Source organism: Catellatospora methionotrophica, assembly GCF_011297335.1.
GTDB classification, from domain to species: domain Bacteria; phylum Actinomycetota; class Actinomycetes; order Mycobacteriales; family Micromonosporaceae; genus Catellatospora; species Catellatospora methionotrophica.
The window spans coordinates 1-14,688 of the sequence record NZ_JAAOTJ010000040.1 but is presented as its reverse complement, the minus strand read 5'-3'; the positions used below and the strand labels follow the sequence as shown (position 1 = coordinate 14,688).

Below are 14,688 nucleotides of genomic sequence, written 5' to 3'. Positions count from 1 at the left end.
GTGATCATGGTGGATCCCCCGCTGCGCGCCGACGCCGCCCGCAACCGCGAGCGCATCGTCGACGCGGCCTGCGACGCCTTCACCGAACGCGGCTTCGACGTGCCGCTGGAGGAGATCGCCGCGCGGGCCGGGGTCGGCATCGCCACGCTCTACCGGCGCTTCCCCGCCCGCGACGACCTGATGGTCGCGGCGGCGTCCCGCAAATTCGACCAGTACGAACGCGCCCTGCACGAGGCCCGCCAGGCTCCCGACGGCTGGACCGGATTCGCCGGTTACGTGCATGAGGTGTGCCGGATGCAGTCCACCGACGGCGGGCTCGCCGACGTGCTCACCATGTCGTTTCCGGGCGCGCGGGAGTTCGAGGCCCGCCGCACCGCGCTCTACCAAGGTTTCGTGGACCTGGTCGAACGCGCCAAGGCCGAGGGTTCGCTGCGCGCGGACTACGTGCCCGAGGACCTTCCGCTGATGCTGATGGCCAATGCGGGCGTGCTGCGCGGCACGGCGCAGGCCGCTCCCAAGGCGTGGCAGCGGCTGGTCGGCTACCTGCTGCAGGCGTTCCGCACCGGTGCCGAACCCGAACCGCTGCCCCCGGCCCCGACACCGCGCCAGACCGTACGCGCCATGCTGCGCATCTCCGGCTGCCAGGGCCGATCCCAGCCGCCCCAGCGCTGAGCCGCCGCGATTCCGGCCGCCGAAAAGCCGCACCCGCGCCGGTCTCGACTCGGCGCGGGTGCGGCTTTGTTCAGGAAGGGATAACGGATCCGGTCAGCGTTTGGCAGCCTTCTTGGCGGGGGCCTTCTTGGCCGTGGTCGCCTTCGCGGTCGTCTTCTTCGCCGCGGTGGTGGCCTTCGCGGTCACGGTCTTCTTGGCCGGAGCCGTCTTCGCCGCCGTGGTCTTCTTGGCGGTGGCCTTGGTGGCGGTCGCCTTCGCGGCGGTGGCCTTGGCGGTGGTCGCCTTCGCCGTGGTCGCCTTGGCGGTGCTCTTGGTCGCGGTCTTCTTGGCCGGGGCCGTCTTCGACGCGGCGGTGGCCTTGCTGGCCGCCGGGCGGGTGCCCGCGGCACCGGCCGTCTTCTTGGCGGCGGACTTGGTCGCCTTCTTCGCCGGAGCGGCGACCTTGCCGACGGACACCGTCTCCTTGAAGCCCGCACCGGGCCGGAAGGCCGGCACCGACGTCTTCTTCACCTTGACGGCCTCGCCGGTGCGCGGGTTGCGCGCCATGCGAGCGGCACGGGCCCGCTTCTCGAAGACACCGAAGCCGGTCAGCGAAACCTTGTCGCCCTTGGTGACCGCGTTCTGGATCTCGGTGAGCGTGGCCTCCAGCACAGCCGCGGCGGTCTTCTTGTCAACCACGGTCGAGTGAGCGGCGATCGCGTCGATCAGCTCAGTCTTGTTCACGGATTCCTCCCGTATGGTGCTACTGGACTCATAACAGTCATTCTGTGCGCACATTAGGCCTAACGTCAGCAATATGCCAACAGGAGGGTTAAAAACCACCTATGTGTCGCAAAGAAAATTGCCCCCATCCTGATAACAGGACGGGGGCAATAACGTTGCTGTCGCGGTTCAGCACCTATCCGACAAGTACCCCGAAAGCCGGGCGGTGGCCCTCGAACGCGGTGATCGCCTCTTCGTGGCGCAGCGTCAAACCGATGTCGTCCAAGCCTTCCATCAGCCGCCAGCGCAGGAAGTCGTCGAGCTCGAAAGCCCAGCTCTGCCCGCCCGCGCGAACCTCCCGGGCGGCCAGGTCGACCTCGATCGCGGTGGCCGGGTCGGCCTCCACCAGGTCCCACAACGTCTCCACGGCCGCCTGCGGCAGCTCCACCGTCAGCAGACCCTGCTTGAGCGAGTTGCCCCGGAAGATGTCGCCGTACCGGGGCGAGATGACCACCCGGAAGCCGTAGTCGTTGAGGGCCCAGACCGCGTGCTCACGCGAGGATCCGGTGCCGAACTCCGGTCCGGCGACCAGCACGCTGGCGCCGGCGTAGGCCGGGTTGTTCAGCACGAACGACGGATCCTCCCGCCACGCGCTGAACAGCCCGTCCTCGAAACCGGTCCGGGTGACCCGCTTGAGGTACACCGCCGGGATGATCTGGTCGGTGTCCACGTTGGAACGCCGCAGCGGGACCGCGGTGCCCGTGTGAACGGTGAACTTCTCCATTTCGATCTACCTCGGTTCAGCGGGCGCCGACGGCGTCCAGGTCGGCGGGAGCGGACAGGTGGCCGGTCACGGCGGTCGCCGCGGCCACCGCCGGGGACACCAGGTGGGTACGGCCGCCCTTACCCTGCCGCCCCTCGAAGTTGCGGTTGGACGTCGACGCCGAGCGCTGGCCGGGCTGCAGGGTGTCCGGGTTCATACCCAGGCACATCGAGCAGCCCGCGAACCGCCACTCGGCCCCCGCGTCGGTGAAGACCTCGTGCAGGCCCTCCTGCTCGGCCTGCTCGCGCACCGCCGCCGAACCCGGCACCACCAGCATCCGCACTCCGTCGGCGACCTTGCGCCCGCGCAGCACGTCCGCCGCGGTGCGCAGGTCCTCCAGCCGCCCGTTGGTGCAGGAGCCCACGAACACCACGTCCACCGACAGGTCGCGCAGCGGCGTGCCCGGCGTGAGGTCCATGTACTCCACGGCCCGGCGGGCTGCGGCGCGCTCCGACTCGGACGCGAACGACTCCGGGTCGGGGATCACGGCGTCCAGCGAAGCGCCCTGGCCCGGGTTGGTGCCCCAGGTGACGAACGGCGTCAGCGCGCTCGCGTCGAGGAACACCTCCTTGTCGAAGGTCGCGCCATCGTCGGTGGGCAGGCTGCGCCAGTAGGCGACGGCGTCGTCCCAGTCCTGGCCCTCGGGCGCGAAGTTGCGGCCCTTCAGCCAGGCGAAAGTAGTCTCGTCCGGCGCGATCAGGCCTGCCTTGGCGCCCCATTCGATGGACATGTTGGAGACGGTCATCCGCCCCTCCATGCTCAGCTTCTCGATGGCGGGGCCGCGGTACTCCACCACGTAGCCCCGGCCGCCGCCGGTGCCCTCCTGGGTGATCAGGGCCAGGATCAGGTCCTTGGCCGAGACGCCCGGGGGCAGCTCGCCGGTGACGGTGACCGCCATCTGCTTCGGGAGCGCCTGCGGCAGCGTCTGCGTGGCCAGCACGTGCTCCACCTCGGAGGTGCCGATGCCGAAGGCCAGCGCGCCGAACGCGCCGTGCGTCGAGGTGTGCGAGTCGCCGCAGACGATCGTCATGCCCGGCTGGGTCAGGCCCTGCTGCGGGCCCATGACGTGGACGACGCCCTGCTGCGGGTCGCCGAGCGGGTGCAGTTTCACGCCGAATTCGGCGCAGTTGCGGCGCAGCGTCTCGATCTGCGTACGCGACACCGGGTCGGCGATCGTCAGCAGGTTGTCGGTGGGCGTGTTGTGGTCCTCGGTCGCGATCGTCAGATCGGTCCGGCGGACCTTGCGCCCGGCCAGCCGGAGGCCGTCGAAGGCCTGGGGGCTGGTCACCTCGTGCAGCAGATGAAGATCGATATAGAGGAGGTCCGGTTCACCGTCAGCGCGGCGTACCACGTGTGCGTCCCAGACCTTCTGGGCAAGGGTCCTGCTCACTGGGTTGCTCCCACCATCTGGACATCCCGCATCTTGGGAGGTATGTTTCGGTCTGTGGGACACAGTATGTCTGGCGTGGGCGTCCTTGACAAGGCGGTAGTGATCCTTGCCGCGTGTGTCGACGGCGCCAGCCTCGCCGAACTCGTCGATCGCACCAAGCTGCCGAGAGCAACGGCGCACCGGCTGGCGCAGGCGCTGGAGATTCATCGGATGCTGGTACGGGACACGCAGGGACGCTGGCGTCCCGGTCCCCGACTGGGAGAACTCGCGAACGCCGCCCCCGACGTCCTGTTGACAGCCGCAGAGCCGCTGCTGTCCGCACTGCGGGACGCCACCGGCGAGAGCGCACAACTTTACCTGCGCAGGGCCGACGAACGGCTCTGCGTCGCCGCTGCCGAACGGGCCAGCGGCCTGCGCGACACCGTCCCGGTCGGGGCGATCCTGCCGATGACCGCCGGCTCGGCGGCACAGATCCTGCTCGCCTGGGAACCCCCCGAGGCGGTCATGCCCCTGCTCCCCCGCTGCAAGTTCACCGGCCGCACGCTGGCCGAGGTGCGCCGCCGCGGCTGGGCCCAGTCGGTGGCCGAGCGCGAGGCGGGCGTGGCCTCGGTCAGTGCCCCCGTGCGCGACCGCACCGGCCGCGTCATCGCCGCCATCAGCGTCTCCGGCCCCATCGAGCGCCTGGGCCGCCGCCCCGGCGACCGCCACGCGATGGCCGTCGTACGCGCCGGCCAGCGCCTCTCCGGCCTCTGACCGACCTACCCGCCCCGCCCCCCTTTTTTAATAGACGTTGGCCTATCTGGATGACAATTCGGCGATCGAACTCATCCAGATAGGCCAACGTCTATAGAAGTCCGCCGCCCCGTCCACGACTCACGGACTCATGCTGCTGATGCCGTCCGCACCACCGGCCTGACGCGCGGAATGGATCATCGCGCTGCCGCCGTAGTAGTTCTCCGCCGGGTTGACACCGCCATGCCGCCTACCGCGACGACCGGCGACGACCGCCAGCACGACGATGACGGCGATGACCCCGAAGATCAGGAACTTCACACCCCCGGACGCTACGGCACCTGCGCAACCGCCGTACGCCCCTGAAGTCGGCTCAACGAAAGAAGCTCACGAGCATCGCTCGTGAGCTTCTTGAAAACCTGGTAGCCCCGATGGGATTCGAACCCACGCTACCGCCTTGAGAGGGCGGCGTCCTAGGCCGCTAGACGACGGGGCCAGGTCGATGTTCCGGAGAACACCTTCTTCAGTTTTCGACCGCCTCGCTGATGTCTCAGCTTGGCGGCCCGCTGAACTTTAGCAGGTCCAGCATCCTCGCGCGAACCAGGCTCTCGCCCGATCTTGCTTGGTTGCTGGGGTACCAGGACTCGAACCTAGACTAACTGAACCAGAATCAGTTGGGCTGCCAATTACCCCATACCCCATTGGCACCGTTTCCGCTGCCGGGGATGAACTTTACCTGACCTCCCCGGCAGCGCCAAATCGGTATCCCTATCGCGCGGCGACCGGGTTGCGCAGCTCCCCCAGACCCTGGATCCGCACGGCCACCACGTCCTTCGCCACCAGCGGAGACACCCCTGCGGGCGTGCCGGTGAGGATGACGTCGCCGGGCAGCAGCGTCATGACGTGGGACACGTACGACACCAGCGTCGGCACGTCGAAGACCATCTGCGAGGTGCGGCCGAGCTGGCGCACCTCCTCGTTGACCTCGCAGCGCACCTCGGCGTCGGAGACGTCGACGGCGGTGTCGATCCACGGGCCGAGCGGGCAGAACGAGTCGAATCCCTTGGCCCGCGTCCACTGGCCGTCACTCTTCTGCAGGTCGCGAGCGGTGACATCGTTGGCGATGGTGTACCCGAAGATCGCCTTCTCGGCCCCGGCCCGGTCCACCCGGCGCGCCCCGGCGGCGCCGATCACCACGGCCAACTCGGCCTCGTGCTCGACCTGGTGCGACTGCTCGGGCAGCCGGATGATGTCGTGCGGCCCGATCACCGAAGTGGACGGCTTGAGGAACAGCAGCGGCTCCTTGGGCACCGGCGCCCCGTGCTCGGCGGCGTGGTCGGCGTAGTTGCGCCCGACCCCGACCACCTTGCTGGGCAGGATCGGCGAGAGCAGGCGTACGTCGGCCAGCGCGTAGCGCTGCTCGGTGAGGTCGAGGTCGCCGAACGGGTGGCCGTTGATGGCGCGGACCGTCAGCGCCTGCGCGCCCGCGTCCGGATCCCCCTCCACCACGCCGAACGACATGCCACCCGGATGAACAAAGCGAGCGATGCGCAACACAGCCCCCAGCTGAAGATCATTTACCCTGATTCCAGCTCCAACTTACGCCGTGGGCATGGTGTGACCTCGCTCGCTCCACCCGCGACGGACTTTCAGCGCCGGGGGACGAAACGCAGGTGTGACCGCTGTCGCAGCCGGTAGCCGGACGCGAGCGCCACCACCGCCAGCAGCGCCGCCAGGCACACCGCCGCGTGGAGCAGCCCTCTCGTCAGGTAACCGCCGTCGGTGTGGTCCACCGCGTAGGTGCCGATCTCACGGCTGAACCAGAACGGCAGCAGCCGCGAGGCCGAGCCCGCCGGGTCCATCATCATCTGCAGTCCCACGATGATGAGCAGCACCAGCATGCCCTCCAGCTCCCGTGGCAGGGCCGCGGACAGCGCCAGCCCGAACGGGGCGGCGACCGCCACGGTCAGCACCATGATGAGCCCGATCGCCCCGTACCGGACGTTGTCGGAGTCGACGCGGATCAGCACGAAGTAGGGCGCGGCCAGCAGCAGGCCGACGGTCCACAGCGCGATCAGCCGCCCCAGCCAGAGGTGGTGCCCGCGGTATCCGGACAGCCGCAACCGGAGTTCGATGGCCCGCGCCGCACTGCCCGCGAACAGCGCCGCGGTGCTCAGCGCCCAGCCCAGCCCCAGGCATACGAACCGGATCGACTGCCCCAGGTGCGCATCCCGGCGCGACAGGTAGAACGCCAGCGGGAACAGCACCAGGATGGCCAGCACCCCACGCCGCCGTGCGATCTCCCGCAGTGCCGTCTCGGCCACGGTCAGCGTCTTGCTCATGCCCGCTCCTCGGTGTGCCTGCCCAGGTCCAGCACGATGTCGACGCCGTCGCGGGTGTTCAGCAGGTGGGTCACCACCACGATGGCCTTGCCCGCGTCGCGCCAGCGCCGCACCTGCTGCCAGAAGTCCAGATAAGAGCCCTGGTCGAAGCCCTGGTACGGCTCGTCCAGCAGCAGCACGTCCGGGTCGCCGAGACCCGCCATGACCAGGTTGAGCTTCTGCCGGGTGCCGCCGGACAGGTGCCTGGCCTGCGTTCCCCCGCGCGGGTCCCAGTCCAGCGCCGCCGCGCCCGCCCGGCCGTCGTCGCGCGCCCGCGCCCGGGACAGCCCGCGGCCCGCGCCGACCAGCGTGAAGTGCTCGTCGGGCACGAGAAAGTCGCTGGTGCCGCCGCCCTGCGGGCAGTAGCCGAGGCTGCCGTGCACCCGCACCTCGCCCCGGTCCGGGCTGACCAGCCCCGCGCAGATGCCGAGGAACGTGGACTTGCCGGAGCCGTTCGCGCCGACGACGGCAGCGACCTCGCCCGCGCGTACCGTCAGGTTCACCGCGCGCAGCACGGTCCGGCGGCCGTACCGCTTGCTGATCCCGGCGACCTCCAGCCGCACCGGACCGGCGGGCCCGCGCCGTGGCGCGTCGACCCGCACGCTGTCGGCCACCGTGGCGGCGTACGCCTCGGGCGGGCCGAACGCCCGCAGCGGATCGTCCCCGCTCTCCCACAGGTGGGCCGCGGTCTCGGCGAGCACGTTGCCCGCCGTCTGCTCGGCCACCCCGTGCCGGCGCAGCTCGCCGGCGAGGGCATCGAGCCAGGTGTCTTGTCTCACCGTGCCGCCACCTCTCGCAGAATCGCGCTCACCCCGCCGGCGAAGGCCTCCCAGTCGGCGGCCGACCGCCGCAGCGTGTCGACGCCCTCGGGGGTGATCCGGTAGTACTTGCGGGCCGGGCCGGACCCGCCCTCGCGCCAGTGCGCGGCGACCTGACCGGCCCGCTGCAACCGCAGCAGCACCGGGTAGAGGGTGCCGCCCTGGATGCCGTCCAGCCCCGCGGCGTGCAGCGACTGGATCAGCTCGTAGCCGTAGGACTCCCGGTGCGCGAGCACGCCGAGCACGCACAGGTCGAGCACTCCCCGCAGCCATTGACTACGCCGCTCCAGCTCCATGGCGCGAGACCGTAGCACAGCAAGCTAGTTGGTGTCGCTACCTAGTGCCCGCCGGTCGGTACCCTGGCCTGGTGCAAACCGCCGCTGCCGCCGTCGAGGTCCTGGATCCCGCCGTCTGGCGTGCCCGCCGACAGGCCCACGAGGAACTGGTGGACGGCTGGCTGGCGCTGCACCTCGCGCGCCGCCGCGACGGCGTCAAACACCCGGTGCACGACTTCCTGTTCACGTACTACTCGCTGCGCCCCGCGCAGCTGCGCCGCTGGCACCCCGGCCACGGCGTGCTGCTGCGCGACGGCGAACCGGACCGCGACTACGTCGCCGTCGACGACGGTGTGCTGCTCGACCCCGCTGTGCTCGCCAAGCGGGCCGAGTCGGTGCGCTGGATCCACGACCTGCTGGCCGCGACCGCGTCCCGCCCGGCCCAGCTCGGCTGCTTCGGCATGCACGAGTGGGCCATGGTCTACCGCCAGACCCAGGCCGAGGTCCGGCACAACTCCTGGCCGCTGCGCCTGTCGCCCGCCGCGACCGCCGAGGTCGTCAACGACCGTGGCGTACGCTGCACGCACTTCGACGCGTTCCGGTTCTTCACCGCCCCGGCCCGCCCCCTGAACGCGCACCAGCCGACCCGGGAGCTGCAACCGGTCCTGGAACAGCCCGGCTGCCTGCACGCGAACATGGACCTCTACAAGTGGGCCTACAAACTCTCCCCGCTGGTGGAGAGCGAACTCGTCACCGCCTGCTTCGCCCTGTCCCGCGAGATCCGCGAACTCGACATGCGCGCCAGCCCCTACGACCTCGCCGACCTGGGCTTCCCCCCGGTCCGCATCGAGACCCCCGAGGGCCGCGCCGAGTACGCCGCCGCCCAGCGCTCCTTCGCCGACCGCGCCGCTCCCCTCCGTGACACCCTCCGCACCCGCTGCGCCGCCCTACTCGCCGTCCCGCTCCCCTGAGCACCGCCGCGCCGGGCATGATCGCTGTTTCAGGTCAAAAAGTGCGGTTGGACCCGAGGTTCTGACCTGAAACAGCGATCTTCAGCCGACGGTGGCGCGGAGCGGGGTCAGGCGATGCAGGCGCAGACGATCAGGGCGGCGCCGAAGTGGGTGGCGGCGGTGACCTTGGCGGCGGGGTGCGGCTCGACCTCGGCGATCATGTCGCCGAGGCGGCCGGGGGTCAGCCAGTCCAGGGCCAGGAAGGCCAGGGCCATCAGGCCGATGCCGAGCACTCCGAAGATCACCGTGGAGGCCAGGCCCTTGCCGAAGTCCTCGTAGCTGGTGAAGATCGCGGTGAACACGATCAGCGCGATACCCAGCTGGTTGGCCGCCAGCAGCAGCGCCGCGTTGCTGCTGCGCTGGTGCCAGATGAGCTCCCGCAGGCGGCCCGGCGTCAGCAGGTCCACCACCACGAAGCCGATCGCCATCAGGCAGATGCCGGCGATCCCGAACACCACGCTCTGCCACGCACCCGTGACCAGGTCCTGCACCATCTACGCCTCCACTGCATCCGAATGTCGCTCGGGAGGCTAGCGGACGCCCGCAACACGGGCGTCCGCACGGGGCTGACCAGGTTACCTACAGCGCACCGAGGTAGCGCTTGCGCTCGAACGGCGTCACCTCGCGCCGGTACTCCTCCCACTCCGCGCGCTTGTTGCGCAGGAAGAAGTCGAACACGTGCTCGCCGAGCACGTCGGCGACCAGCTCCGAACCCGCCATGACGTCGATCGCCTCGGACAGGTTCTCCGGCAGCGCCGAGTAGCCCATCGCGCGGCGCTCGGAGCTCGACAGCGCCCACACGTCGTCCTCGGCGCCGGGCGGCAGCTCGTAGCCCTCCTCGATGCCCTTCATGCCGGCCCCGAGCAGCACCGCGAAGGCCAGGTAGGGGTTGGTGGCCGAGTCCAGCGAGCGGACCTCGACCCGGGCCGAGTTCGGCTTGCCGTACGCGGGCACGCGCACCAGGGCCGAGCGGTTCAGGTGGCCCCAGCAGACGTACGCCGGGGCCTCGCTGATGCGGTCCGGGATCATCTGCGGGAACAGCCGCTTGTACGAGTTCACCCACTGGTTGGTGACCGCGGTGAACTCCCGCGCGTGGGTGAGCACGCCCGCGATGAACGCCTTGGCGGTCTTGCTCAGCTTGTGCGGGTCGGCCGGGTCGTGGAAGGCGTTGCGCTCGCCCTCGAACAGCGACAGGTGCGTGTGCATGCCACTGCCGGGCTGGTCGGTGAACGGCTTGGGCATGAAGGTGGCCCGCACCCCGTGCGACAGCGCCACCTCCCGCATCACGTGCCGGAACGTCATGATGTTGTCCGCGGTGGTCAGCGCGTCCGCGTACCGCAGGTCGATCTCCTGCTGGCCGGGGGCGACCTCGTGGTGGCTGAACTCCACGGAGATGCCGATGCGCTCCAGCGCCAGCACCGCCTGGCGACGGAAGTCGCGCGCGATGGCGTGCGTGGTGTGGTCGAAGTAGCCGCCCGCGTCGACCGGGGTCGGCACGCCGCCGTCCGCAGGCGCGTCGGCGAGCAGGAAGAACTCGACCTCGGGGTGGGTGTAGAAGGTGAAGCCCTTGTCGGCCGCCTTCGACAGCGCCCGGCGCAGCACGTGGCGCGGGTCGGCCCAGCTCGGGGTGCCGTCGGGCATGAGGATGTCGCAGAACATGCGGGCGCTCTCGCCGGAGCCGCCGCCCTCGAACGGGAAGACCTGGAACGTCGTCGGGTCCGGCATGGCGATCATGTCGGACTCGTACACGCGGGCGAAGCCCTCGATGGCCGATCCGTCGAAGCCGATGCCCTCCTCGAAGGCCGACTCCAGCTCCGCCGGGGCCACACTGACCGACTTCAGGGTGCCGAGCACGTCGGTGAACCAGAGGCGCACGAAGCGGATGTCGCGCTCCTCAAGCGTGCGCAGCACGAACTCCTGCTGACGATCCACGGCATGCCTTCCTAGACGAGATCTCCGGGCCAGTCTGGCGCGGCCTCATTACGCGCACGTTACGCCATCCTCCAGCTGTACGCCGGAGCACGGTGATGCCGCAACTTCGACGCCCTTCACCGCGTTGGACCGGTCAGTGAAACGGAGCTCCCCTCGATGCGCAAGGAGCGCCCATGAACCGCCTGGACACCCTTTTCCCGGTGCGCCACCGCACCATCGCGGGCGGCGTCGCCCTCGGCGGGCTGCTGATCGGCGCGCTCACCCTGGCCGGGGTGCTGGGCGCGACGCACCGCGAGCAGCAGGCCCAGGCGACCGAGGCCCGCAACACCCTGCCGATCACCGCGACCCAGCCCGAGTTGCAGGCGGCGCTGCTGGCCGAGATCGACCTGCCGGCCAGCTACGCCCCGCAGCTGCCCAGCCCGTCGCCCCGCCCGCGTACGCCCCGGCCGGAGCGCTGCGCGGCCCTGCTCGGCGCGCCTGACGAGCTGATCCGCACCGCCGCCGCGACGGTGGCCACCCACCCGAAGTCCCGGGTGCAGCCCAGTGCCCAGGCCGTCTCCGGGCACCGCGGGCCGACGCTGATCACGCAGGTGCTGAGCACCTTCAGCGGGGACGGCGCGCTGGGCACCCTGAACGAGCTGCGCCGGATGGGCCAGCGCTGCCGGGACTTCGACGCGGTGCTCGACGACGGCACCGCGGTGCGGGTGCGGGTCCAGGACGTGCCGCGCGACCGGCTGCCCGCCGACCTGCTCAAGCTGGAGGGCGACGCGTACGCGCTGCAGTTCACGCTGACCGGCAAGGATCGGACCATGACCGGCTACCTGGCGCTGGGCCGGGTCGGCGGGGTGCTGTCGATGCTGCGCGAGATGGAGTCCGGCGAGCGCCAGGGCACCGTGGCCGATCTCGGCCGGTTCACCGGGCTGCTGGAGCAGGCCGCGAAGAAGCTGCTGCCGATCACCCTCGGCGGCCCGCGCCCGAGCCCGCGCGGCTGAGCGGACCAGGCAGGTCGGATGACCTTGGGGCGGCGGCCCGCGACCGGACTGTGGCAGGGCACACGCCCGGTGGGAAACGCGCGGCGGGTGGGGTGTGCGCGAAGATGTGGGTATGACCGCCACGCTGCGTCTCGCTCTCGCCCAGGTCAACCCGACGGTCGGCGACCTCGCCGGGAACGCCGCCATCGTCCGCGAATGGTCCGGCCGGGCCGCCGAGGCGGGCGCGCACATCGTCGCCTTCCCGGAGATGATGCTGACCGGGTATCCGGTCGAGGACCTGGTGTTCCGGCAGTCCTTCGTCGAGGCCTCCCAGCAGGCGCTGCTGAAGCTGGCCGGCGACCTGGCCGCCGACGGGCTGGGCGAGCTCGCCGTCATCGTGGGCTACCTCGACGCCGACGGCCCGGCCAGGCTGGGCGCGGACTCCACGTCGCCGGTCGGGCCCCGCGACTCGCTGGCGCTGCTGCACCGCGGCGTGGTCGCCGCCCACTACCACAAGCACCACCTGCCCAACTACGGCGTCTTCGACGAGGACCGCTACTTCGTGCCCGGCGACACGCTGACCGTGGTGCGGGCGCAGTGGGCCGACGGCAGCCAGGCCGACGTCGCGCTGACCATCTGCGAGGACATCTGGCAGGCGGGCGGCCCGTTCGCGGTGGCCGCGTCGGCCCGGGTCGGGCTCGTGATCAACATCAACGGCTCGCCGTACGAGCGGAACAAGGACGACGTCCGGCTGCCGCTGGTGCAGCGCCGGGCCGCCGAGGCCGGGGCCACCGTGGCGTACGTCAACATGATCGGCGGCCAGGACGAGCTCACCTTCGACGGCGACTCGATGATCGTGGCCGCCGACGGCGCGCTGCTGGCCCGCGGCCCGCAGTTCCACCAGGCGCTGCTCGTGCACGACCTGCGGCTGCCCGAGGCCGACCCGGACGCCCCCACCGGGCACCTGGGCGCGATGCGCGTCGCCCGCGTCCCGCTGACCACCTCCTGGGCCGTGCCCGAGGGCCCGCTCGCCGACGCCGGGGTCACCGACCGTCTCGGGGACGAGGCCGAGGTGTGGAACGCCCTGGTGATGGGCCTGCGCGACTACGTACGCAAGAACGGCGCGAAGTCGGTCCTGCTCGGGCTGTCCGGCGGCATCGACTCCTCGGTCGTCGCGGCGATCGCGGTCGACGCGCTCGGGGCCGAGCACGTCGTGGGCGTCTCCATGCCCAGCGGCCACTCCTCGCAGCACTCCCGCGACGACGCCGCCGACATGGCCCGCCTCACCGGGCTGGACTACCGGGTCGAGCCGATCCAGCACATGGTCGACGCGTTCCTGTCCAACCTGAACCTGTCCGGCCTGGCCGTGGAGAACCTCCAGGCGCGGGTCCGCGCGGTGATCCTGATGGCGCTGTCCAACCAGGAGGGCCACCTGGTCCTGACCACCGGCAACAAGAGCGAGCTGGCCGTGGGCTACTCGACCCTGTACGGCGACTCGGTCGGGGCGTTCAACCCGCTCAAGGACGTGCCGAAGACCCTGGTGTGGAAGCTCGCGCACTGGCGCAACACGGTCGGCGAGGTCATCCCGGAGAACTCGATCACCAAGCCGCCGAGCGCCGAGCTGCGCCCGGGGCAGCTGGACACCGACTCGCTCCCGCCGTACGACCAGCTGGACGCGATCCTGGCCGGTTACGTTGACGGCGACCAGGGCCGCGACGAGCTGGTCGCCGACGGGCACGACCCGGCGCTGGTCGACCGGATCCTGCGGCTGGTCGACGGCGCGGAGTACAAGCGCCGCCAGTCCGCGCCCGGCACCAAGATCTCGTTCAAGGCGTTCGGCCGCGACCGCCGCCTGCCCATCACGAACCGCTGGCGCGAAAGCTGATCGTCGCCCGCGGTGGCCGGCGAGCATGTTTCAGTGAATTAGTGCACTGAACCCTGACATCGGGTGTTCAACAGGTGGAAACATTCTCCTCAAGACCCGGGGACCGCGCGCGCGGCCTCGAGGCGAGAGGAGACAGCGATGTCCGACAGTGTGCCCTCCCTCTACGGCGGGCCGGCCGGCTCGCGGGTGCGCACCCGCCACCTGCAGCTGGCCAAGGAGCGCGGCGAGAAGTGGGCCATGCTCACCTCGTACGACCAGTACACCGCGCAGATCTTCGACGAGGCGGGCATCGCGGTGCTGCTCGTCGGGGACTCGGCCGCCAACAACGTGTTCGGCTACGAGTCGACCCTGCCGGTGACCGTCGAGGAGATGCTCCCCCTGGTCCGCGCGGTGGTCGGCGCCACCAAGCGGGCACTGGTCGTCGGCGACCTGCCGTTCGGCACGTACGAGGAGTCCCCCGAGGTCGCCTTGCGTACCGCGGTCCGCTTCATGAAGGAAGCCCGCTGCCACGCCGTGAAGCTGGAGGGTTTCCGCCCCGCACAGATCGAGATGATCACCGGCGCGGGCATCCCGGTCATGGCGCACCTGGGTTTCACTCCGCAGTCGGAGCACCAGCTCGGTGGCTACCGGGTGCAGGGTCGCGGCGACGATGCGGCCGCCACGCTGCTGCGCCAGGCCCGCGAGGTCGTCGCGGCGGGCGCGTTCGCGGTCGTCCTGGAGATGGTCCCCGGTGACGTGGCCAAGCAGGTCACCGCCGAGATCGGCGTACCCACCGTCGGTATCGGCGCGGGCCCCGACACCGACGCCCAGGTCCTCGTCTGGCAGGACATGGCCGGTCTGCGCCCCGCCTCCGCGGGCCCCACCCCCCGCTTCGTCAAGAAGTACGCCGACCTCCACGCCGTCCTGTCGCGTGCCGCCGCCGAATTCGCCGCCGACGTCCACGACGGCGCCTTCCCCACCGCCGACCACACCTTCTAGTCCGAAAACTTGAGGGTGAGTGGGCAGGCGGCAGCGTCTCGGCGTAGCGCAGCGGAGCCGGGACAGGGTTTGTCGTTGTATCGCGGTCAGGCGGCTGCCGGTTCGATGGTGACCTTGTA

At 70.6% G+C, this 14,688-nt stretch carries 16 protein-coding genes and 2 tRNA genes; 6 read left to right on the top strand and 12 right to left on the bottom strand.

All coding sequences use genetic code 11. From position 1 onward, the window contains the following. Nucleotides 1-6: 6 nt before the first annotated feature. Entirely contained in the window at nucleotides 7-672 is a 666-nt protein-coding gene (locus HAV40_RS37140; RefSeq protein ID WP_166389001.1) for a TetR/AcrR family transcriptional regulator, read from the top strand. Between the two features lie 93 nt (nucleotides 673-765). Here HAV40_RS37140 and HAV40_RS37135 read toward each other — a convergent pair whose 3' ends face one another. From HAV40_RS37135 to leuC, 3 genes are all read right to left on the bottom strand, one after another. After that, nucleotides 766-1,449 (bottom strand): HU family DNA-binding protein, encoded by a 684-nt coding sequence (locus HAV40_RS37135; RefSeq protein WP_166389000.1) that lies wholly within the window; start codon nucleotides 1,447-1,449, stop codon nucleotides 766-768. A 121-nt stretch (nucleotides 1,450-1,570) separates the two neighbouring features. Next, a complete protein-coding gene (leuD, locus tag HAV40_RS37130; RefSeq protein WP_166388999.1) occupies nucleotides 1,571-2,158 on the bottom strand; it encodes a 3-isopropylmalate dehydratase small subunit in 588 nt (195 codons plus the stop codon). 16 nt (nucleotides 2,159-2,174) lie between these two features. After that, nucleotides 2,175-3,587, bottom strand: a complete 1,413-nt coding sequence (gene leuC, locus HAV40_RS37125) for a 3-isopropylmalate dehydratase large subunit (RefSeq protein WP_166388998.1) — start codon at nucleotides 3,585-3,587, stop codon at nucleotides 2,175-2,177. Between the two features lie 66 nt (nucleotides 3,588-3,653). Here leuC and HAV40_RS37120 point away from each other — a divergent pair, with 66 nt between their 5' ends. Further along, nucleotides 3,654-4,340 carry an IclR family transcriptional regulator gene (locus HAV40_RS37120; RefSeq protein ID WP_120318463.1) on the top strand — a complete coding sequence of 229 codons (687 nt, stop codon included), beginning with the start codon at nucleotides 3,654-3,656 and terminating at the stop codon, nucleotides 4,338-4,340. 120 nt (nucleotides 4,341-4,460) lie between these two features. Here the strand turns inward: HAV40_RS37120 and HAV40_RS37115 are convergent, their stop codons facing one another. The 7 genes from HAV40_RS37115 to HAV40_RS37085 form a co-directional block, all read right to left on the bottom strand. Next, entirely contained in the window at nucleotides 4,461-4,640 is a 180-nt protein-coding gene (locus HAV40_RS37115; protein WP_166388997.1) for a hypothetical protein, read from the bottom strand. A gap of 99 nt (nucleotides 4,641-4,739) precedes the next feature. Next, nucleotides 4,740-4,815: transfer RNA gene (locus HAV40_RS37110), tRNA-Glu, on the bottom strand. A 133-nt stretch (nucleotides 4,816-4,948) separates the two neighbouring features. Further along, nucleotides 4,949-5,020, bottom strand: a tRNA-Gln gene (locus tag HAV40_RS37105). Nucleotides 5,021-5,087: 67 nt separating this feature from the next. Continuing rightward, on the bottom strand, nucleotides 5,088-5,873 hold the full coding sequence (locus tag HAV40_RS37100; RefSeq protein WP_166389017.1) for a fumarylacetoacetate hydrolase family protein: 786 nt from the start codon (nucleotides 5,871-5,873) through the stop codon (nucleotides 5,088-5,090). A 95-nt stretch (nucleotides 5,874-5,968) separates the two neighbouring features. Beyond that, entirely contained in the window at nucleotides 5,969-6,661 is a 693-nt protein-coding gene (locus HAV40_RS37095; RefSeq protein ID WP_166388996.1) for an ABC transporter permease, read from the bottom strand. Continuing rightward, nucleotides 6,658-7,479 (bottom strand): ATP-binding cassette domain-containing protein, encoded by an 822-nt coding sequence (locus tag HAV40_RS37090; RefSeq protein ID WP_166388995.1) that lies wholly within the window; start codon nucleotides 7,477-7,479, stop codon nucleotides 6,658-6,660. The genes HAV40_RS37095 and HAV40_RS37090 overlap by 4 nt, the downstream gene beginning before the upstream one ends. Continuing rightward, on the bottom strand, nucleotides 7,476-7,814 hold the full coding sequence (locus HAV40_RS37085; protein WP_166388994.1) for a PadR family transcriptional regulator: 339 nt from the start codon (nucleotides 7,812-7,814) through the stop codon (nucleotides 7,476-7,478). Before HAV40_RS37085 ends, HAV40_RS37090 begins: the two co-directional genes overlap by 4 nt. Nucleotides 7,815-7,882: 68 nt before the next feature. On the opposite strand from HAV40_RS37085, the gene HAV40_RS37080 reads away from it, so the two are divergent. After that, the gene (locus HAV40_RS37080) at nucleotides 7,883-8,764 is read left to right on the top strand and encodes an RNA-binding protein (RefSeq protein WP_203671895.1); all 882 of its coding nucleotides are present in this window, start codon (nucleotides 7,883-7,885) and stop codon (nucleotides 8,762-8,764) included. 107 nt (nucleotides 8,765-8,871) lie between these two features. Here the strand turns inward: HAV40_RS37080 and HAV40_RS37075 are convergent, their stop codons facing one another. After that, nucleotides 8,872-9,297, bottom strand: a complete 426-nt coding sequence (locus HAV40_RS37075) for a DUF350 domain-containing protein (RefSeq protein WP_166388992.1) — start codon at nucleotides 9,295-9,297, stop codon at nucleotides 8,872-8,874. 85 nt (nucleotides 9,298-9,382) lie between these two features. Further along, a complete protein-coding gene (gene glnA / locus HAV40_RS37070; protein WP_166388991.1) occupies nucleotides 9,383-10,735 on the bottom strand; it encodes a type I glutamate--ammonia ligase in 1,353 nt (450 codons plus the stop codon). Between the two features lie 173 nt (nucleotides 10,736-10,908). Here glnA and HAV40_RS37065 point away from each other — a divergent pair, with 173 nt between their 5' ends. The 3 genes from HAV40_RS37065 (at nucleotide 10,909) to panB (ending at nucleotide 14,569) form a co-directional block, all read left to right on the top strand. Beyond that, nucleotides 10,909-11,727: a hypothetical protein gene (locus tag HAV40_RS37065; protein WP_166388990.1), complete on the top strand. Its 819-nt coding sequence runs from the start codon at nucleotides 10,909-10,911 to the stop codon at nucleotides 11,725-11,727. Between the two features lie 112 nt (nucleotides 11,728-11,839). Then, the gene (locus tag HAV40_RS37060) at nucleotides 11,840-13,591 is read left to right on the top strand and encodes an NAD+ synthase (RefSeq protein ID WP_166388989.1); all 1,752 of its coding nucleotides are present in this window, start codon (nucleotides 11,840-11,842) and stop codon (nucleotides 13,589-13,591) included. A 138-nt stretch (nucleotides 13,592-13,729) separates the two neighbouring features. Further along, a complete protein-coding gene (panB, locus tag HAV40_RS37055) occupies nucleotides 13,730-14,569 on the top strand; it encodes a 3-methyl-2-oxobutanoate hydroxymethyltransferase (protein WP_166388988.1) in 840 nt (279 codons plus the stop codon). Nucleotides 14,570-14,688: the final 119 nt, after the last annotated feature.

Excerpts from the sequence above, each read along its gene's own strand:
- HAV40_RS37140 (WP_166389001.1), top strand. The coding sequence starts at position 7 with ATGGTGGATCCCCCGCTGCGCGCCGACGCCGCCCGCAACCGCGAGCGC.
- HAV40_RS37135 (WP_166389000.1), bottom strand. The coding sequence starts at position 1,449 with ATGTGCGCACAGAATGACTGTTATGAGTCCAGTAGCACCATACGGGAG.
- leuD (WP_166388999.1), bottom strand. The coding sequence starts at position 2,158 with ATGGAGAAGTTCACCGTTCACACGGGCACCGCGGTCCCGCTGCGGCGT.
- HAV40_RS37120 (WP_120318463.1), top strand. The coding sequence starts at position 3,654 with ATGTCTGGCGTGGGCGTCCTTGACAAGGCGGTAGTGATCCTTGCCGCG.
- HAV40_RS37095 (WP_166388996.1), bottom strand. The coding sequence starts at position 6,661 with ATGAGCAAGACGCTGACCGTGGCCGAGACGGCACTGCGGGAGATCGCA.
- HAV40_RS37085 (WP_166388994.1), bottom strand. The coding sequence starts at position 7,814 with ATGGAGCTGGAGCGGCGTAGTCAATGGCTGCGGGGAGTGCTCGACCTG.
- HAV40_RS37075 (WP_166388992.1), bottom strand. The coding sequence starts at position 9,297 with ATGGTGCAGGACCTGGTCACGGGTGCGTGGCAGAGCGTGGTGTTCGGG.
- HAV40_RS37065 (WP_166388990.1), top strand. The coding sequence starts at position 10,909 with ATGAACCGCCTGGACACCCTTTTCCCGGTGCGCCACCGCACCATCGCG.
- HAV40_RS37060 (WP_166388989.1), top strand. The coding sequence starts at position 11,840 with ATGACCGCCACGCTGCGTCTCGCTCTCGCCCAGGTCAACCCGACGGTC.
- panB (WP_166388988.1), top strand. The coding sequence starts at position 13,730 with ATGTCCGACAGTGTGCCCTCCCTCTACGGCGGGCCGGCCGGCTCGCGG.